Here is a 19,505-nt window from a genome sequence, read left to right as displayed (position 1 = left end):
CCGCTGCTCAGCTGCCCAGCACCTTGGCCAGCATCTGGCACACCTGCTCGGCCGAGTACGGCTTGGCCAGGAAGGCAAAGCCCTGGTGGCCGCCTTCGGCAATCGCATCGCTGTAGCCCGAGGTGAGGATCACCGGCAGTTGCGGGCGTTGGCGCCGCAGTTCGCGGGCCAGCGCCAAGCCCCCCATGCCGGGCATGAGCACATCGGAAAACACGGCATCGAAATCGCCCGCCGGGCCGGCCAGCTGTGCCAGCGCCTCTTCCGCCGAGTTTGCCCAACTGATCCGGTAGCCGTGGTCCTCAAGGATCTGCGCGGTGAACGTGCAGAGGTCGGGGTTGTCCTCCACCACCAGTATCCGCCCTCGCGCCTTGCCGACCTCGGGTTGGGTGGGGGCGGCGGTGACGTCGGCCGGTTCGGCAGGCGGGGCCTCTTGCGGCAGGTACAGGGTGAACGTTGTGCCTTCGCCCTCGACGCTGACCACGGCTACATCGCCACCGGACTGCTTGGCGAAACCGAACACCTGGGACAGGCCAAGCCCGGTCCCTTCACCGGGCGCCTTGGTGGTGAAGAAGGGGTCGAAAATGCGATCGAGCAACTGCGCGGCAATGCCGACGCCGCTGTCCACCACCGAAATGGCCGCAAAGGTGCCCGCCGGCGCCGGCTGGCCCCGCAGCGCCGGCATGTGCTGATCGGCCAACAGGCGCAGGCGCAAGGTGCCTTGGCCGGCCATGGCATCGCGGCCGTTGAGCATCAGGTTGATCACCGCCGTTTCCAGCTGGCTGAGGTCGGCGCGGATATGGCAAGGCGCGTCTGGCAGTTGCAGTTCCACCTTGATACGCGCCCCGGTGGCGGTATCGAGCATCTCGGCCATGGCCTCCAGGCGGGGCCCGGCCTCGAACACTTGCGGGCTCAATGCCTGCCGGCGGGCGAAGGCGAGCAACTGGCCGGTCAGTTTGGCGCCGCGGTCGACGGTGTCGGCCATGGTTTTCATGTAGCGTTCGCGACGGCTTTGCTCAAGGTCGGGGCGCTGCAGGAAGTGCAGCGACGAGCGAATGATGGTCAGCAGGTTGTTGAAGTCGTGCGCCACGCCACCGGTGAGCTGGCCGATGGCTTCGAGCTTTTGCGCCTGGCGCAACACGGCTTCGGTGTGCAGCAGTTGGCTGGTGCGTTGGTCGACGCGCTGTTCCAGCGTGGCATTGAGTGCCTCCAGCGCCGCCATTGCCTCGCGCACTTCGGCATGGGCCTGGACCCGCTGGATATGCGACCAGCAGCGCTCGGTCACCTCGCCGATCAAGCGCAGCTCGTAGCCGGTCCACACCCGGGGCGCCTTGTCGTGGATGGCCATCAGTGCGGTCAGGCGGCCGTCCTTGATCAGCGGCATGCAGATGGTCGCGGTGATGCCGATGGCCTGGAAGGTCGCCGCTTCTTCGGCGGCCAGTTCGCTGAGGTTGTCGTTGATCACCAGCGGCTCGCCAGCGCGCAATTGGCTGACTGCCAGGCGGCCGAAGTCGGCCAGGCGGTATTGGCCGATCAGCCGTGGTGAACCGGCTACCACGGCGTCGCCACAGATGTTGAAGCCATCCTGGTCGGCATCCATGACCGCGTAGGCGCAGCTGGAAAGCTGCAGGTGCTCAACCAGCATGCGCGTGGTGATGGCCATGATCCGCTCGGGGTCGGTGGCGTTGGCCACCTCCCGGCCCAGGCCGTCGAGGAAGTTGAGGCGCTGGCTGTTGACCACGCTGGTGGTAGTTTCGGTCACCGTGTCGAGCATGCCCAGCACGCTGCCGTCCTCGCCACGGATGGGGCTGTAGCAGAAGGTGAAATAGGCGCGCTCGGGGCCACCGTTGCGGTCGATGACCAGCGGGAAGTCTTCGATGAACACCGCTTCACCGGCCATGGCGCGACCGGCCATGGCGCCGATCTCGCCCCAGGCTTCCTGCCACACCTCGCTGAACGGGCGGCCCAGGGCCTGAGGCTTGCTGCCGAGAATCTCGGCGAAGGCGTCGTTGTACAGGGTAATCAGGTCATTGCCCCACAGCACTGCCTGCGGGAACCGCGAGCCCAGGCACAGGGCCACCGTCGTCTTGAGTGCACTGGGCCATGCCTGCAGCGGGCCAAGTGGGGTGCTGTGCCAATCATGCTGGCGGATGTGTTCGGCCATCAGCCCGCCGCCATCTAGCCATTTCGCCATGTGCTCTGCCGATCCTTACGCCTGGGAGCATAAGGGTGCACCGAGAATGGCCAATTGGCGAGGCCTTTATGTCGCCTGGTCCGGCCTTTTCGCGGGGCAAGCCCGCTCCCACAGGTGCCCCTCTGCATTCGGATTCAAAGGTGGCCTGTGGGAGCGGGCTTGCCCCGCGAAAAGGCCGGACCAGGCTCAGCGAATGAAGTGCACCTTGCCGGTATCGTCGTTGCCCATGTAGATGCCGTAGACCCCCGCCTGGCGCTCAAGAATGTAGCGCTCGAGAATCTGCCGGATCGCCGGGTAGTAGATTTCGTCCCAGGGGATTTCCCCCGGTTCGAAGAACTTGTAGGCCAGGGTCTCCGGCCCGAACTGCCCGGTCTCCTGGGTGGCGATGGCGCGGAAGATGATGTACACCTCGCTGATCTTGGCCACGCTGAAGATCGAATAGGGCGAGACGATTTCGGCGTGCACGCCGCTTTCTTCCCACACTTCCCGCAACGCCGCCTGCTCGGTGGTTTCGCCCGCTTCCATGAAGCCTGCAGGCAAGGTCCAGGTGCCAGGGCGCGGCGGGATGGCGCGCTGGCACAACAGGTACTTGCCATCGCGCTCGATGATGCAGCCGGCGATTATCTTCGGGTTGATGTAATGGATGTAGCCGCAGGCGGTGCAGCGCAGGCGTTCGTGGGTGTCGCCTGTGGGAACGCCCCGAGCCAGTTCCGTGGTGCAGTGCGGGCAGTAGCGCGGGGCGTTGGGCATGGTCAGCGGCCTATGCGGGGTTCTATACGGGGCTCTTTGAGGGCCAGGGGCTCGACCATGTCGCGCACCTTGGTGTTGTCATCCTGCTTCTGGCGCAGGTAGTCCAGGGCTACCTTGGCGGCAGCGCGGACGTGATCGACCGAGGCCTGGTGGGCAACCAGCGGGTCGCCGCCCTTGATCGCCTCGACGATCTTTTCCATCTCCCGGTTGCTGGCACCCCGGCGGTTCTCTTGCGAGACCGAGGTGGCACGCAGGTAGCTGATGCGTGCCTGCAACTGGCGCAGCTGCTGGGCGGCGACCTGGTTGCCGGAGCCTTCCAGCAGCACGTCGTAGAAGCCTTGCACCGAGTCGAGCACCTGTTGCAGCTCGCCTTCTTCCAGCGCTTCGCGGTTGACCTCCAGCGCGCGTTCCAGGGCGCGGATGTCCTTGGCCTTGGCATTGAGCGTGAACAGCTGGACGATCAGGCCTTCGAGCACGCAGCGCAGCTCGTAGATATCGCGGGCATCTTCCAGGGTAATGATTGCCACGCGCGGGCCTTTGGCATCGGCGAATTCGACCAGGCCTTCGGATTCCAGGTGGCGCAGCGCTTCTCGCACCGAGGTACGGCTGACCCCGAGGCGGTCGCAGAGGTCGCGTTCTACCAGGCGGTCACCCGGCAGCAGATGGAAGTTCATGATCGCGGCGCGCAGCTTGTCGAGCACGATTTCGCGCAGGGTAACGGGGTTGCGGTTGACCTTGAAGCTGTCGTCGAGTGGCTGGCGTTTCATCAGGTGCGCTCTTTATGAGGCTGTTGCGCCAACATCGCGGAGTGCCTGGAACCTTGGCACTCCTTGCAGTGGTTCGAACAGCCCGTTGTTAACGGGTTGACTCCGCATCGGCTTCGGCGAACGCTTCGCGGGCCAGGCGGAAACTGTCCACCGCCGCGGGTACGCCGCAATAAATGCCGACCTGGAGCAGGATCTCGCGAATCTGTTCACGGCTCAGCCCATTACGCAATGCGCCGCGGATATGCAGCTTGAGTTCGTGGGGCCGGTTGAGCGCGGAAATCATGGCCAAGTTTATCATGCTGCGCTCTTTGAGCGACAAGCCATCGCGGCCCCAGACATGGCCCCAGCAGTACTCGGTGACCAGCTCCTGCAGCGGTTTGGTGAACTCGTCGGCGTTCTGGATGGAACGGTTGACGTACTCCTCGCCCAGCACCTGGGTGCGGATCTGCAGGCCTTTCTCGTACTTTTCGTTGCTCATGCACTGTACTCCGGAAGAAAACAGGGGCCGCTACCGAGGGTGAGGCGATAGCGCGGCCCCTAAAAGCAGGACGGTCGGTGTCTGTCAGCCAAGTGGCGGCAGGGCGCCCAGCTTGCCCCGGTGATAAACCATCGGCGTCACCGGCGCAGCCGGCAGCACCAGGTTCTTCACCGCGCCGACGATGATCGCGTGGTCACCGCCGTCGTACTCGCGCCACAGTTCGCACTCGATGATCGCCGTGGCCTTGGCCAGCAACGGGTTGCCCAACTCGCTCAGGTGCCAGTCGATGCCTTTGGCTTTCTCCTTGCCCTTGCCGGCAAACGCATAAGCCTCGGCAGTCTGGTCGGCAGACAGCAGGTGAATGGCGAACTGTTTGCTGTCACGCAGGATCGGGTAGGTGTCGGAGGCGTAGTTGGGGCAGAACAGCACCAGCGCCGGCTCGATCGACAGCGCGCTGAACGCGCTGGCGGTGATGCCGACGATGCCGCCGTCGGCGTCCAGGGTGGTGACCACCGTAACGCCGGACGGGAACGAGCCCATCACGTCTTTGTAGATGCCTGGTTCGATCATCTCGTGCTACCTCTCAACGCATCACAAACGGGTCGGGCATGGGCGCGGTGGACAGGTTGATCCACACGGTCTTCAGCTCGGTATAGGCCAGCACCGAATCGATGCCGCTTTCACGGCCGTAGCCGCTGTTCTTGAAGCCGCCGATCGGCGCCATGGCCGATACCGCGCGGTAGGTGTTGACCCAGATGATGCCCGAGCGCACGTCGCGGGCCAGGCGGTGGGCGCGGCCCAGGTCGCGGGTCCAGATGCCGGCGGCGAGGCCGAACTGCGAGTCGTTGGCGATTTCCAGGGCTTCTTCCTCGGTCTTGAAGCGGATGACCGCAGCCACCGGGCCGAACACCTCTTCCTGCATGATGGTCATGGCGTTGCTGTCGCACTCGAACAGGGTCGGCTCGTAGAACCAGCCGTCACCCTCGACCTCGGCACGCTTGCCGCCCAGGTGCAGCTTGGCGCCTTCAGCCTTGGCTGCGGCGACCAGGCCTTCGACCACGGCCAGTTGCTGGGCGGTGGCCATCGGGCCCATTTCACTGGCCTCGTCCTGCGGGTTGCCGATGCGGATGCGCTTGGCACGCTCGACCAGGCGGGCGACGAATTCGTCGAAGATCTCGTCCTGCACCAGCAGGCGCGAACCGGCCACGCAGCTTTGCCCGGAGGCGGCATAGATGCCGGCCACGGCGCCGTTGATGGCGCTGTCCAGGTCGGCGTCGGCAAAGATGATGTTCGGCGACTTGCCGCCCAGCTCCAGCGACAGCTTGGCGAAGTTCTCGGCGCTGCTGCGCACCACGTGGCGGGCGGTGGCGGCGCCGCCGGTGAAGGCGATCTTGCGCACCAACGGGTGACGGGTCAGCGCCGCGCCGGTGCTTGGGCCGTAGCCGGTGACCACGTTGACCACGCCCGGCGGGAAGCCGGCCTCATGGGCCAGGCGGGCCAGTTCGAGGATGGTCGCCGAGGCATGTTCGGACGGCTTGAGCACGATGGTGTTGCCGGCGGCCAGGGCCGGGGCCAGCTTGATTGCGGTCAGGTACAGCGGGCTGTTCCACGGGATGATCCCGGCGACCACGCCGATCGGCTCGTGCACGGTGTAGGCGAACAGGTCCGGCTTGTCCAGCGGCAAGGTGCCGCCTTCGAGCTTGTCGGCAAGGCCTGCGGTGTAGTGGAAGAACTCTGGCAGGTAGCCGACCTGGCCGCGGGTTTCGCGGATCAGCTTGCCGTTGTCACGGCTTTCCAGCTGGGCCAGGTGCTCCTTGTTCTCGGCGATCAGGTCACCCAGGCGGCGCAGCAGCTTGCCGCGCGCGGTGGCGGTGATGCTGCGCCAGGCTTTGCTGTCGAACGCGCGCTGGGCGGCCTGCACGGCCAGCTCCACATCGGCTTCGTCGGCGTCGGGCAGTTGCGCCCAGGCCTGGGCGGTGGCCGGGTTGAGGCTGTCGAAGGTCTTGCCGCTCTGGGCATCGAGCCATTGGCCGTCGATGCACATCTGGAAACGTACGAGGGTCATGCAACAATCCCCTTGGCGGATTCGGTGAGGGTGCGGGCTTGCTTGAGGAAGTCCAACAGCATCTTGTTGACTTCACGCGGTGCTTCCACCGGCATCATATGCCGTTGCTCGGCGAGGACCACGCTGTGCGCGCCCGGAATGCTGGCGGCAAGCTGGCGGGTCATGGCCGGGGTGGAGCCCGAGTCGAGTTCGCCGGTGGCGATCAGTGTCGGCACCTGGATACTGCCCAGGTCGCTGGCGCGGTACATGTCCTGGGTGGCGAACAGCGAATAGGTGGTGTGGTAGCCCTGCGGGTCGTTGCTCGCCAGTACCTGGCGAATGGCGGCGACCTGGGCCGGGTTAGCGGCCTTGTATTCGCGGCTGAACCAGCGGTCGAGGGCGGCGTCGACGTTGGCGTCGGGGCCCAGTTCTGCAGCCTGGGCGGCGCGGGCGATTACCCCGGCACTTTGCTCGGGGGTGCGGTTGAACACACTGTTGAGCACCACCAGCGCCGCCAGCCGTTGCGGGTAGGCGAGGGCGAAGGCGCGGGCTACCAGGCCGCCCATGGAGAAGCCGATGACGGTTGCCTGGGCAATCTGCAGGTGGTCGAGCAGCTCGGCGAGTTGGGCGGCGTAGCCTTCCAGGCTGGTGTCGGCGGCTGGCAGCGCGCTCTGGCCGTGGCCGAGCATGTCATAGGCGATGACGCGGTAGTCGTTGGCCAGGCCAACGAACTGACCACCCCACATTTCTTTGTTAAGGCCCACGCCGTGGATCAGTACCACAGCCTGGCCCTGGCCTTGAACCAGGTAACTGGTCCCGGCCGGTGTACGTTCAGCGACAGGCTGAATCATGGAGGGCGCTCCTTGAAGGTCGGGCGCGGCGGGTAAGCACGCCACGCCCCGGCCCGTCTTGGTTGTTGTTATTGAGCGTTGGCTTTTTCGGCAGCCAGTTCTTCCAGGTCGATGTAGCGGTTACCGATGCGCGGGTGCAGACGGCCACCGTCGGCGGCGCCCAGGACCACGACGATTTCGTCGGCACGTGGGGCGTCTTCGATCTGCATTTCCAGGGTGATGTAGTGCGAACGCAGGCCTTCGTCGTCCTTCTGCATCATCGGGATCTGGATCGAGGTGCCTGGGCCGCCGCGCTTGTTGGTGAAGCTCAGGTAGCTCTTGGCCTGCACCGCTTCGCGGTAGTGGTTGCCAAAGCGCAGGGTGTGGATCACGGCAGAGGCGTGCTCGATTTCGCCGTCGGCGCCGACCACTGCGGCTTTACCGTAGGCTTCGATCTTGTCGGCACCGCCGATGGCGGCAATCAGGCGCTCGACCATCAGCGCACCCAGCTCGGAGCAATTGGCGCGGATTTCCGGCTTCAGATCTTCAACAAAACCGCGACCGGCCCATGGGTTTTTGATCACCACGGCCAGGCCGACCATGGTCACCGGTTTGTCGGTGGCCTTGCCGCCTTCGATGCGGGTCTCTTCGGAGTAGGTGACGATCTTGCGGATTTCGAAACTCATGGGTGGCTCCTGGTGAGGGTTATCAGCTCTTGTTGTCTGATGGTATACCATAATATTTGTTGCGCAAGAGGGGGCTGGAAAAATCTCTTGCCGGGGGACGAAAGGCGTCTTGATCCCTTGATTTGCGCGGCATCTGTACCGGCCTAAAACTCAAAAAAATGCCCGCTCGCGAGGGCCACGAGGACCCCCGGGAGCGGGCTGATCCCGCAACTACTTCAGGCAAAGGGAATTCAGGCGAATGCCGGCACCACTTCGTTGATGAACAGCTCGAGCGACTTCTTCTTCTCGGCGTGGGGCAGGCTGTTGTCGCACCAGAAACTGAACTCGTCGACGCCCAGTTCCTGGTAGTACTTGATGCGCGCGATGATCTCCTCGGGGGTACCGATCATGGTGTTCTTGCGGATGTTCTCCAGCTGGAACGCCGGCACTTCGGCAAACTTCGACTCCGGGCTTGGCGCAAGGAAGCCATTGACCGGTACGGTCTTGTTGCCGAACCAGGCATCGAAGGTGCGATAGAAGCGCGAAATGGCCTGGGCGCCGACCTTCCAGCCTTCAGGCTCGGACGGGCTGTGCACGTGGGTGTGGCGCAGCACCATCAGTTGCGGGCGTGGCACATCCGGGTTGTTGTCCAGGGCCGCTTGGAACTTGTTGCGCAGGTCCAGCACTTCTTCATCACCCTTCATCAACGGGGTGACCATGACGTTGCAGCCGTTGGCCACGGCGAAGTTGTGCGAGTCCGGGTCACGGGCGGCGATCCACATCGGCGGTTCGGCGTTGAAAGGCTTCGGTACGCTGGTGGAGGTTGGGAACTTGTACACCTCGCCGTCGTGGGCGTAGTCGCCTTCCCACAGCTTGCGCACCACCGGTACCATCTCGCGCAGGGCTTTGCCGCCGTCGGTGGCGGGCATGCCATTGGCCATGCGATCGAACTCGAACTGGTAGGCGCCACGGGCCAGGCCCACTTCCATGCGGCCGTTGCTGATCACGTCGAGCAGGGCGCATTCGCCAGCTACGCGGATCGGGTTCCAGAACGGCGCGATGATGGTGCCAGCGCCCAGGCGAATCTTCTCGGTGCGCGCAGCGAGGTAGGCCAGCAGCGGCATCGGGCTTGGCGAGATGGTGTATTCCATGGCGTGGTGTTCGCCGATCCACACGGTGCTGAAACCGCCGTGCTCGGCCATCAGGGTCAGTTCGGTCAGGTCTTCGAACAGCTGGCGATGGCTGACCTGTTCATCCCAACGTTCCATGTGTACGAACAACGAAAATTTCATGGGGCTTTCCTCGGAGCTTGAAAGTCTCGCCTGGCGCACCAGGCGTCAGTAATAAGGCTAGGTGCTTCAGGCGAAGGCGGGCAGGCTGGCCATCTTGCCGCGGCAGTAGATCATCGGCTGCGGGGCTTGCTCGGGGACAATGAGGTTGTGCACTTTGCCGACCATGATGGCGTGGTCGCCACCTTCGTATTCACGCCACAGTTCGCATTCGATAATGGCGGTGGCATTGGCCAGCAACGGGTTGCCCAGGGCGCTGAGGGTCCACTCGATGCCGGTGGCCTTGTCCTTGCCCTTTTTCGCGAAGGCATAGGCTTCGGCTTGCTGTTCACCGGACAGCAGGTGAATGGCGAAGCGCTTTTGCTTGATCAGCACAGGGTAGGAGTCGGAGCTGTAGTTGGGGCAGAACAGCACCAGCGGCGGGTCCATCGATAACGAAGAGAAGGCGCTGGCGGTGAGGCCGACGATCGAGCCGTCGTCGTCCAGGGTGGTGATGACGGTGACGCCTGAGGGGAAGGAGCCCAGGACGTTCTTATAGACGGTTGCGTCGATCATGGCGTGTTCCTCGAAAGGGGTAGCGGTGGGCCGCTTTTTATCGTTGATGTGTCTGATGGTATACCGTAATACTCGATTTGCAAGCGGAATTTTCTAGCGCTCAAAATTCGCGATGAATGGCGCAAAGCCGCGTGAATAGGGGGTTTGGCGAAAGCGAGACGCCCTGAGCGCGGCTGCTGAACCGGATCAGTTAAAGATTTTTAGACCGAATCAGTGTTGTCAAAAGTTTGGAATACCATAATATGGTCCGCAGCTGAGAGGCCGCCTAGACGCGGTTTCCTTACAACGATAAAAACGACCTTTCGAGCTGAAAACCATGTCCCAACCGTCATCGCAACACCAGTTTGTCGAGAATCACACGGTCGATTACGTTCCACCTGCCGAGCGCCATGGGAAGGCGCGCGACCTGTTCACCCTCTGGTTCAGCACCAACATTGCGCCACTGCCCATCGTCACCGGCGCCATGGTGATCCAGGTGTTCCACCTGAACCTGTTGTGGGGCCTGGTCGCCATCGTGCTTGGCCATCTTGCCGGGGGCGTGGTCATCGCGCTGGCTTCTGCGCAGGGACCGCAGTTGGGCATTCCGCAGATGGTCCAGAGCCGCGGGCAGTTTGGCCGTTATGGTGCGTTGCTGATCGTGTTCTTCACGGCGCTGATCTACGTCGGCTTCTTCATTTCCAATATCGTGCTGGCGGGCAAGACCATCCACGGCATCGCCCCGAGCGTGCCGATGCCCGGTGCCATCGTCATCGGCGCCCTCAGCGCGACGGCCATCGGCGTGATCGGCTACCGCTTCATCCATATCCTCAACCGCATCGGTACCTGGGTCATGGGCTCGGCGCTGCTGGCCGGTTTCATCATGATGTTCGCCCAGGAGCTGCCGGCTGATTTCTTCAGCCGTGGGGCGTTCAACCTGTCCGGCTTCATCGCCACCGTGTCGCTGGGCACGATCTGGCAGATCAGCTTCTCGCCGTACACCTCGGACTACTCGCGCTACCTGCCGAAGGAAGTCGGCATTGCCAAGCCGTTCTGGGCGACCTACTTCGGCGCCACCCTGGGCACCATCCTGTGCTTCAGCTTTGGTGCAGTGGCGGTGCTGTGCGTGCCAGAAGGCACCGACGCGATGGACGCGGTCAAGCAAGCCACCGGCTGGCTGGGGCCGATCCTGATGGTGCTGTTCCTGCTCAACATCATCAGCCACAACGCGCTCAACCTGTATGGCGCGGTGCTGTCGATCGTCACGGCCATCCAGACCTTCTTCGCCAAGTGGACGCCGAGCATCAAGGTGCGGGTGGCCCTGGCCTCGGTAATTCTGCTGGGCTGTGGCCTGGTGGCGCTGAATGCATCGGCGGACTTCATCGGCCAGTTCATCGGCCTGATTCTGGCGCTGTTGCTGGTGCTGGTGCCGTGGGCCTCGATCAACCTGATCGACTTCTACCTGATCAAGAAGGGCCAGTACGACATCGCGTCTATCTTCAGTGCCGACGGCGGCATCTATGGCCGCTTCAACCACCACGCGATCATTGCCTATGCTTGCGGGATTGCGGTGCAGCTGCCGTTTGCCAATACCGCGCTGTATGTGGGGCCGTATTCGAACCTTGTCGAAGGGGCTGATTTGTCCTGGTTGATCGGCTTGCTGGTGACGGTGCCGCTGTATTACTGCCTGGCCACGCGAGGGCAGGCGGTCAATAGTGCGCGGGTTATCAGGGTCAATGACTGACAGTTGCAACGGGTGGCCGCCTTGCGGCCCATTCGCGGGGCAAGCCCGCTCCCACAGGATCACTCAAAAAACTGAATCAACCTGTGGGAGTGGGCTTGTCCCGCGAATGGGCTGCAAAGCAGCCCGGTTATTCCTGATCAGACTTTGAACTGCGCCACCATGCCATTCAGGTCCACTGCCAACTGCGACAAGTCCTGCGCCGCTGCACTGGTCTGGTTTGCCCCCGCCGATGTCTGCATCGCCAGGTCACGAATGTTCACCAGGTTACGGTCCACCTCGCGCGCCACCTGTGCCTGTTCTTCAGAGGCGCTGGCGATTACCAGGTTGCGCTGGTTGATCGAGGCGATGGCCTCGGCAATCACCTCCAGCGCCTGGCCCGCACCCTGCGCCACTTCCAGGGTACCCGCAGCGCGCCCTTGGCTGCTGTGCATGGCCGTCACCGCACGCTCGGTGCCGGTCTGGATGCCCACGATCATCTGCTCGATCTCTGCCGTCGACTGTTGGGTACGGTGGGCGAGGGCGCGTACTTCATCCGCCACCACCGCAAAGCCGCGGCCGGCCTCACCCGCGCGGGCGGCTTCGATGGCGGCATTGAGCGCCAGCAGGTTGGTTTGCCCGGCGATTGCGCCGATCACATCGAGCACCCGGCTGATCTCGTTGGCGTTGCTGGCCAGCTGTTCGATTTCGGCCGAGGTGCCGGTCACGTCGTCGACCAGGTGCTGGATCGACGCCAGCGCCTGGTTGACCTGGTCGCGGCCGTCACGGGTGGTGCGGTCGGCGCCTTTGGAGGCGTCAGCGGTACTCACTGCATTGTTGGCCACTTCTTCCACGGCGGCGGTCATCTGGTTGACTGCGGTGGCTGCCTGGTCAATTTCGGCGCTCTGCTGATGCAGGCCGCGGCTGGTGTCTTCGGTGACGGTATGCAGCTCTTCTGAGGCCGAGGCCAGTTGGTCGGACGAGGCGGCGATCTTGCGCAAGGTGTCGCGCAGGCTCTCTTGCATGCGGCCCAAGGCGCGCAGCAGCAGGGCAGGCTCGTCGCGGCCGGTGACATGGATGTTCTGGGTCAGGTCGCCGGTGGCCACGCGCTCGGCCACGGCCACGGCATCGGCCAGGGGCACCACGATGCTGCGGGTGAGCAGTGTGGCGATGGCGGCCAGTACCAGCATGATGACCAGCAATGAACCGATGATGGCGGTCAACGCCTGGTCAGCGACGTCGCTGCTGCGTTGCGAAGCCTCTTCGGCGCCCTTGCCGTTGTAGGCGATCAGCGCGGCCATGGCTTTCATCATGTTGTCGGCATGCTCGGAAAGCGGGCCGTTGATCTGCAGTTTGGCCTGGTCGAGGCGCCCGGCAGCGATGTCGCTGATGACCTGCGCCTGAAGACTGACGTATTGCTCGTGGGCGGTATTGAAGCGGTTGAACAGGGCGCGGTCATCGGTGGCGACGATGGTGTTGTCATAATCCTTCAGGCCGTCCTTGAGTTGCGCATTGATGCTTTTGAGCATGTCCAGACTGCGCGCACGCTCCAGGTCGGTTTCTTCCAGCGCTGCGCGCAGGGTGATGGCACGCGCTCGGCCGAGGTTGCTGCTGATTTCACTGAGGGCTACCACGGCCGGCATCCAGGTGACACGGATTTCATCCGTGGCCTCATCCATTTGCCGGGTTTCATAGAGGGCTATCATGCCCATGGCCAGTACCAATACGCCCAACAGGGCGAATACGCTGGCTGCGCGAATGCCGATCTTCATATTCCGTAATTGCATGGAATGCTCCTTGACGGTGGCGTGCAGGCGTCAAGAGCATGGACGGAAGGCCGGCTCACCAGGGGGGTGCCAGCTCTCGATGCGCTGCGGATTTAGTGTGTGTGCCTCACCCTCTTACGTTTTTATTTAAATGATGTCACAGTGCCATCATTATTGACCAGTCATTCAATGTAACGACGTGTGCGGGCAAATCCGTCGTTTACTGACGGTTTTGCCCGCAATCAGACGTCATACGATCGGGATCAACGGGTCGGCAGCGGCCAGTGCCTGCGCGCGGTCAGCGGCTGGCGGGTAGATCCATACCGAGTTGATCCGGCGTTTCAGCGCCTTGCCCTCCTGGCCGTGCAGCTTCAGCTCCCGTTCCCAGCCCTCGCTGTAGGCCGCGCCCCAGTCGCCCAGGTCGAGGCAGGTGACATATTTGGGCTGCCGGTAGATAACAGGTTCGACGCCGAGCAGGTCGGCTGCCGCATTGTCCTTGATATCCCCACCCCCATCCGTTATAGATAAAAAGGAAACCATAAAGAAAAGAGGCCATTTCAGCCCCCATGCACGAGATCACACGTATCTTCCGCCCCTCAGGCCCCCATTTCGCGCCCTGCGCAGATGGATACGGGCCGACCTCAATGACGCCTTCTCCGCTTTCGAGCCTGTTCCACGTGTTGTCGATCCCGCCGGTCAAGCTTCTGCTGACCCAGATGCGCAAACGCCCCGTCCCTCCACCTGCACCGTAGCGCCTGAATTCCACCACCCCCGGCCTTTTGCCGTTCGGGGTTGGGGAGCCTTTGCATTTTTTCAGCGTTCAACTGTTCAGGAATCACTATGACTCTTCGTGTCGCAATCATCGGTGCCGGCCCGTCCGGCCTTGCGCAACTGCGTGCCTTCCAATCCGCCCATGCCCAGGGCGCACCCATGCCCGAAATCGTATGCTTCGAAAAGCAGGCCGACTGGGGCGGTATGTGGAACTACACCTGGCGCACCGGCCTCGACCAGCATGGCGAGCCGGTGCACGGCAGCATGTACCGCTACCTGTGGTCCAACGGCCCCAAGGAATGCCTGGAGTTCGCCGACTACAGCTTCGATGAGCATTTTGGCCGGCCGATTTCCTCGTACCCGCCGCGCGAGGTGCTGTGGGACTACATCCAAGGCCGCGTGAAGAAGGCCGGGGTGCGCGACTACATCCGCTTCAATACCGCAGTCAAAAACGTCAGCTTCGATGAAAACACCCGCGAGTTCACCGTGAGCGCCCACGACTACAGCGCGGGGCTTGGCATCGAGCAGGTGTTCGATTACGTGGTGGTGGCCAGCGGGCACTTCTCTACCCCACACGTGCCGGAGTTTGAAGGCTTCGAGCGGTTCACCGGGCGTATCCTGCACGCCCACGACTTTCGCGAAGCGATGGAATTCAACGGCCAGGACCTGCTCATTGTCGGCAGCAGCTACTCGGCCGAAGACATCGGCTCGCAGTGCTACAAGTACGGCGCGCGCTCGATCACCACGGCCTACCGCACCCAGCCGATGGGCTACAAATGGCCCAAGGGCTGGGAAGAGCGCCCGCAGTTGGTCCGCGTCGAGAACGACCTGGCGTTCTTCGCCGATGGCTCGAACAAGCGTGTGGATGCGATCATCCTGTGCACGGGCTACCAACATCACTTCCCGTTCCTGCCCGATGAACTCACCCTCAAGACCAACAACCGCCTGTGGCCAGCCGGACTGTACCAAGGCGTGGTGTGGGAGCAAAACCCGCAGTTGCTGTACCTGGGCATGCAGGACCTCTGGTACAGCTTCAACCTGTTCGACGCCCAGGCATGGTTTGCGCGCGACTACATGCTGGGGCGCATCAAGCTGCCGGCCAAGGCGGCCATGCAGGCCGACAGCGCGCGCTGGCGCGAGGATGAGGAGCAGCTGGTAACCACAGCTTCGATGTATGAGTTCCAGGGCCGATACATCAAGCACCTGATCGAGCAGACGGATTACCCGCGCTTCGACATCGATGCGGTCAACCGCATCTTCCTGCAATGGAAGACCGACAAGAAGCACGACATCATGGGCTACCGCGACAAATCGTATCGCTCGGTGATTACCGGCACCAAAGCGGTACCACACCACACCCGCTGGATGCAGGCGATGGACGACTCGCTGCAGGAGTACCTGCGCGAAACGGATGGCAAGCAAGGCGAGGTGAAGGTGCTGCGCGGGTAGCTGCCGGAACGGCCAGCACGATCAGGATGCGTGCAAGCGGGGAAGTGTTTTGCCGCACCGACGCTCCCCGCGTATCATTTGCGACATGGTTGGTCGGAGATTGATATGTCGCTTTACAGTGCTGGCGTCGAATACGGCATCCATTGCCTGCTGTTTCTGGTAGGCGAGGGCGGTGAGAGCCGTGATTCCAGCGTGCGCGACCTGGCCGAGTTGCAGGGCGTGCCGCAGGAATACCTGGCCAAGGTTTTCACCAAGCTGGCACGTGCCGGGTTGGTGGCCGCCACCGAAGGCGTGCGCGGTGGTTTTCGCCTGGCGCGACCGGCGGCTGAAATCAACGTGCTGGATATCGTCAACGCCATCGACGGGCCGAAAAAGATTTTCGATTGCCGCGAGATTCGCGAACGCTGCACGCTGTTCGAGGGCTCGCCGCCCGCTTGGGCGACGGAAGGCACCTGTGCGATTCATGCCGTAATGCTGGGGGCGCAGAAGCGCATGGAAGAGGCGTTGGCGCAGCAGACTGTTCTGGCATTGGCAACGCGCTTCGGGCGCAAGGCACCGGCCGAGTTCGGGCAGCAGGTCGATGCCTGGATGGCCGAGCGGCGAGAGAGTAAAGGGGCTGGGGATATTGCGGTGGATCAGCTTTGATTTTGATTCCCACATTGGCGCCGGTGTCGAGGCCGGTGATGGCTTATCACGTCCAGGGCACCGCCGCCAATGTGGCGAAAGTTACACAGGCTCTTGCGCTGCTGTGTGGCGCAAAAAAACGCTGTGTGCATCATTGCTGGTCATACGTCTCATTATGGCTAAATGGGTCTGACGGTTATCGGAGTATGCATATTAAGCCGTGGCGGAGCGCCGTTAAATTGTCCATGATAACCTGATGCCGTAATTTGCACGGGCAAGCTTTGACTTCTGACAGTAATAACCCAATTGCCTTGGGCTTCGTTTGGGTATTTTTTATATCGCATGGATATAAAGCCACATGCGTCCTGCGAGGGATGCAAGCTATCAGCTGTTGGCCGGTGCAAGAAGCTGTATTCTGTATGTGGTATGTACGCGACCTGCCCTTTCCCGTGTTCTTCCAGTAAATTGTACTGTTCGTTTTCTTTTTTACTGAAGACGTGATAAACACGATAGTGCGTGTCATTTATCTGGTCCACAACAAAACTGCAGCCGCTGAAATTATCTGTGAATAGAGTGGTTGGCTCCGTGCCCGTGGGGTGAATCGGAATATCATAATGCCTGTTCTGAGGCACCCAGTACGCTGAAATGAGTTTGTTGTTGTCACTGGCTCGTTCAGTGCTCGTGGGTGTGACATTAATAAAATCGTGTAACGTATTGTTCCTTGGGGAATCAACCATAAAACGTCGCGTTTCAAACAATAAAATACCTGGCTCTCGGTCATTGCCCATCCACCTCGGATCTGACGGGAGTCTTGCATCAGCACCGATAGCGATCGGCAAGGCACTATTATCGGCCTCTTCAAAAGTTATAGGGAGTTTAAGTCGGATGGCGCCTTGACCCACATAATTAGGGTCGTAGGATAACTGTGGCTCGGGGTTGTACCCAGAACGGATGTCTTGATAAAGAGGAATGGTCCGTTCGCCTACGCCTCCCCTTAATTTAAGTACGGTCCAGTTTCCATTACTGTCTTTTACAATGTCGGTCGGCAAGTTGGTCACGGATGTGCCGTTTTTATCTGCCGGGACGGGTGAGCCATTTTTCCTGAAACCATTAATCCTTACCCATCTGCCATCGACATAGATATAGTCTTTGTTGGTGGTCAAGTTTCTGTAATAACCGCCGCCTTGATAGGTAATGCCTCTGAGCTCCAAATCGTCTGCAACAATTTTGGCTTCATGTGAAAAATTACCGTACAGTGGAGTTAATGGTTTGGGTGTTATGATGAAGTCGCGAGATCCCCTGCTGTCGATGGTTGTATTTTCTATTAATTTTTTTTCATCAATTAGATTTCCATATTTAGGTGTTGCAAGGTTGTGCAGATCTATAAAGTCCTTCATGATATTGCTAATGTCAAGAAGGTTGTCGTGTGTGATGGTACCTTGTTCAGTTACTTTGATAACTTCCTGAATCACAGTGCCAGCCATGGCTAATCCTGCAACTACCGGGCCCACTACAGGTGCTCGCATAAGCAGGATTTGTAAGATAAAGCCGATGGAGGTGCCGATATTATAGGCGATGGCAACACTTTCACGGTTGGAGGTGAAAGGCAGGGTAATGAGCGTTGCAAATACGCCCACAGGGTTTTTTAAAGCTTCGGCGGCAACATAAGCGGCTTTCGCCCAATTGAATGAACTGTATAAGGTGCCAATAAAATCCATTTCAGAAACGGTGGTTATTTTATCGTTGATTTTTTGAAAATCAGCTTCTGTATAGACAGCGTGAAGGGGTATCTCAGGATTTGCTTGTCGCTTGTATCGGCTGACTGTCAAAGTGCCATTTAGACGTGAAGTTGTCAGGCTGTCTGCTAATGGGTGATAGTAAAGATTGTTTCTCAGGTGCAATGGGATATGTCCTCTGACCTCAACCCAAACACCTTCATCGTTTTTAGGCGGCTCGAAAGCGCTGTATCGATATTCGGCAATACGGAAACCTGCTTCGCTATCTTGTTTTGGATAATATTTGAGCCATAAGCTAACGACTTTGAAGTCGTGGCCCCATGTGCAGACATTGGATTTGCCCTTGTTGTATTTCGCGGCGATTTTGTGATCACCATTTTTCACAGTTAAGGATGCTTTCCACTTACCCTCGCTGTCCGAGGTGGTTAAAGCAAAGAAATGTATCTTTTTTTCCTTCCAGCCGTTATGGCATAGCCAAATACGTGTATTTGCTGGGGCGTTTCCTTTAAGGGTTATGTGTCGTCTGTTTATTTCGCTGTTTTTCAATGGGTGATAAATATGAATGTCAAGCGCGTATGGCTTGCTGCATCCATATGGAAGTGTCTCGCCGGCGCTTATTTCCTCCTCAGTATCCTCAGCCTCCTCGTCGATGATGTCGACTTCTTGCTGTTCGATGGTGCCCTCATTCAGTTCTGCGGCCTCATCGTGGCTTTCTAGCGGTAAGTCATCCGAATGCATGATGACGCTTTGTAAAATCATTTCTGTTTCAGGGTCAAGCTGTGCATGCTCGCATATGAGCGTGTGCAACGCGTCGTCCGTCGTTGATGTCGTGTCAACTATAACTTTGAGGTCGTTGAGGGTGTCGCAGAGTGTGTTGAATTTGTCGATAAACTTTTTATTTCCAGTCACGATGAGATTTTTGTCAGGCGATATGCCAACATTTAGGACTGAGATTTTTGCCATTGGTTCATTGGGTAGAAAGATGTGCGTACTTAAGATGGATGGTGCAGAGGCTATAAATAGTCCTTCCAAATCGTTTTTTACGAAGTCATCAAAATGAAATGGCTTTTCATTAAAGCTGTGCGTTTTTTTCAGGTCTATTGATATGGTTTTTTTGTTGGTGTCGTTAAATATTTTTATTTTTCCTGTCTTCCAGTTGATCTCTTTGATGGTGCCCTGTTCCAAGACAGGGTTGATAGTGTTTTCAGCTTTTATCCATAGCCTCACATGACTATCTTTTGCGAAATCGCTCACGTTAAGGCTTTCATTCCCACTATGGGAAGGGCCAAACTGCTGATAAAGTTCCATGGGGTATCCTCAGTTTATGCATTTATCCTGGTAGCTGACGGCCGTATCCATAACGGGGCTGCGCCGGAATTATGCAGGTGGGCCATCGGCGATGGCTTATACTGCGTAAGCCATTGCTCATGTATGACGATCTTCCGTTAATACCGCTTTGCGTTTGGTACGTTTGTCCTGCTTTTGACCGGGCGACCGGCGCCCGTGTTGATGGACGTTGTTCTATCTTCCAGCGGGGAGTTTTTCTGAGGTCTTCAGGCTTGATTATGCAGGCACACTAATCCTATTGAAACTGGTAAAAATGTCAGGTCATAGGGGCAATTCAACTCTCAGTAAACCACTCGTTGTCCCTCGGGTATTTTGGCTTGTGAAGCCTCAGCAACGCTCTAGCTTGCGGCCACGGCTGTCCAGACACACCTCAAACCAATAGAGGCGTGCGCCCATACTGCCGAGTTCTGTATTAGGCTCTGTACGAAAAGTTTTGTGGGAGCGGCGGTGCGGCGATCCGACTTGTCCCGCGATGGAGTGCGAAGCGCTCCTGTACCCGATATCAAATGGTGTCAAAGAAGCCGCGAACTCAGGCTTTGCTGCCGCG

Annotated in this window: 15 protein-coding genes and 1 pseudogene; 3 read left to right on the top strand and 13 right to left on the bottom strand. The window is 60.0% G+C overall.

The window, feature by feature from the left end:
* Positions 1-7: 7 nt before the first annotated feature.
* From CKW22_RS26815 to CKW22_RS26770, 10 genes are all read right to left on the bottom strand, one after another.
* A complete protein-coding gene (locus tag CKW22_RS26815; protein WP_033697317.1) occupies positions 8-2,191 on the bottom strand; it encodes a response regulator in 2,184 nt (727 codons plus the stop codon).
* A 186-nt stretch (positions 2,192-2,377) separates the two neighbouring features.
* Positions 2,378-2,941, bottom strand: coding sequence for an NUDIX hydrolase (locus tag CKW22_RS26810; protein WP_033697318.1), 564 nt, complete (start codon positions 2,939-2,941; stop codon positions 2,378-2,380).
* Between the two features lie 2 nt (positions 2,942-2,943).
* Complete coding sequence (locus tag CKW22_RS26805) at positions 2,944-3,708, bottom strand: GntR family transcriptional regulator (RefSeq protein ID WP_033697319.1); 765 nt, start codon at positions 3,706-3,708, stop codon at positions 2,944-2,946.
* Between the two features lie 88 nt (positions 3,709-3,796).
* Positions 3,797-4,186, bottom strand: a complete 390-nt coding sequence (locus CKW22_RS26800; protein ID WP_033697320.1) for a carboxymuconolactone decarboxylase family protein — start codon at positions 4,184-4,186, stop codon at positions 3,797-3,799.
* Positions 4,187-4,270: 84 nt separating this feature from the next.
* A complete protein-coding gene (locus CKW22_RS26795) occupies positions 4,271-4,756 on the bottom strand; it encodes a flavin reductase family protein (protein ID WP_033697321.1) in 486 nt (161 codons plus the stop codon).
* Between the two features lie 13 nt (positions 4,757-4,769).
* Positions 4,770-6,251 carry an aldehyde dehydrogenase gene (locus CKW22_RS26790; protein WP_047583887.1) on the bottom strand — a complete coding sequence of 494 codons (1,482 nt, stop codon included), beginning with the start codon at positions 6,249-6,251 and terminating at the stop codon, positions 4,770-4,772.
* The gene (locus CKW22_RS26785) at positions 6,248-7,081 is read right to left on the bottom strand and encodes an alpha/beta fold hydrolase (protein ID WP_033697323.1); all 834 of its coding nucleotides are present in this window, start codon (positions 7,079-7,081) and stop codon (positions 6,248-6,250) included. Before CKW22_RS26785 ends, CKW22_RS26790 begins: the two co-directional genes overlap by 4 nt.
* Before the next feature lie 68 nt (positions 7,082-7,149).
* Positions 7,150-7,746, bottom strand: a complete 597-nt coding sequence (locus CKW22_RS26780; RefSeq protein WP_033697324.1) for an amino acid synthesis family protein — start codon at positions 7,744-7,746, stop codon at positions 7,150-7,152.
* Between the two features lie 230 nt (positions 7,747-7,976).
* Positions 7,977-9,017 carry an LLM class flavin-dependent oxidoreductase gene (locus CKW22_RS26775; protein WP_043203125.1) on the bottom strand — a complete coding sequence of 347 codons (1,041 nt, stop codon included), beginning with the start codon at positions 9,015-9,017 and terminating at the stop codon, positions 7,977-7,979.
* Positions 9,018-9,083: 66 nt separating this feature from the next.
* Positions 9,084-9,569 (bottom strand): flavin reductase family protein, encoded by a 486-nt coding sequence (locus CKW22_RS26770; protein ID WP_033697327.1) that lies wholly within the window; start codon positions 9,567-9,569, stop codon positions 9,084-9,086.
* Positions 9,570-9,885: 316 nt separating this feature from the next.
* Between CKW22_RS26770 and CKW22_RS26765 the strand changes: the two genes are divergently transcribed.
* Positions 9,886-11,289 carry a cytosine permease gene (locus CKW22_RS26765; RefSeq protein ID WP_095065593.1) on the top strand — a complete coding sequence of 468 codons (1,404 nt, stop codon included), beginning with the start codon at positions 9,886-9,888 and terminating at the stop codon, positions 11,287-11,289.
* Positions 11,290-11,426: 137 nt separating this feature from the next.
* Here the strand turns inward: CKW22_RS26765 and CKW22_RS26760 are convergent, their stop codons facing one another.
* Entirely contained in the window at positions 11,427-13,052 is a 1,626-nt protein-coding gene (locus tag CKW22_RS26760) for a methyl-accepting chemotaxis protein (protein WP_033697330.1), read from the bottom strand.
* A 228-nt stretch (positions 13,053-13,280) separates the two neighbouring features.
* A pseudogene (locus tag CKW22_RS26755) lies at positions 13,281-13,526 on the bottom strand (NAD(P)/FAD-dependent oxidoreductase); the annotation flags it as partial.
* 345 nt (positions 13,527-13,871) lie between these two features.
* Between CKW22_RS26755 and CKW22_RS26750 the strand changes: the two are divergent.
* Together CKW22_RS26750 and CKW22_RS26745 are read left to right on the top strand one after the other, a co-directional pair.
* A complete protein-coding gene (locus CKW22_RS26750) occupies positions 13,872-15,251 on the top strand; it encodes an NAD(P)-binding domain-containing protein (protein WP_033697334.1) in 1,380 nt (459 codons plus the stop codon).
* Between the two features lie 105 nt (positions 15,252-15,356).
* The gene (locus CKW22_RS26745) at positions 15,357-15,896 is read left to right on the top strand and encodes an Rrf2 family transcriptional regulator (RefSeq protein WP_095065591.1); all 540 of its coding nucleotides are present in this window, start codon (positions 15,357-15,359) and stop codon (positions 15,894-15,896) included.
* Between the two features lie 158 nt (positions 15,897-16,054).
* Here the strand turns inward: CKW22_RS26745 and CKW22_RS27435 are convergent, their stop codons facing one another.
* A complete protein-coding gene (locus tag CKW22_RS27435; protein ID WP_143500821.1) occupies positions 16,055-18,919 on the bottom strand; it encodes a hypothetical protein in 2,865 nt (954 codons plus the stop codon).
* Positions 18,920-19,505 lie beyond the last annotated feature (586 nt).

The sequence above is a fragment of the Pseudomonas sp. Irchel s3f19 genome, from assembly GCF_900187555.1.
Taxonomy (GTDB): domain Bacteria; phylum Pseudomonadota; class Gammaproteobacteria; order Pseudomonadales; family Pseudomonadaceae; genus Aquipseudomonas; species Aquipseudomonas capeferrum.
This window is presented reverse-complemented; position numbering and strand designations above follow the sequence as displayed.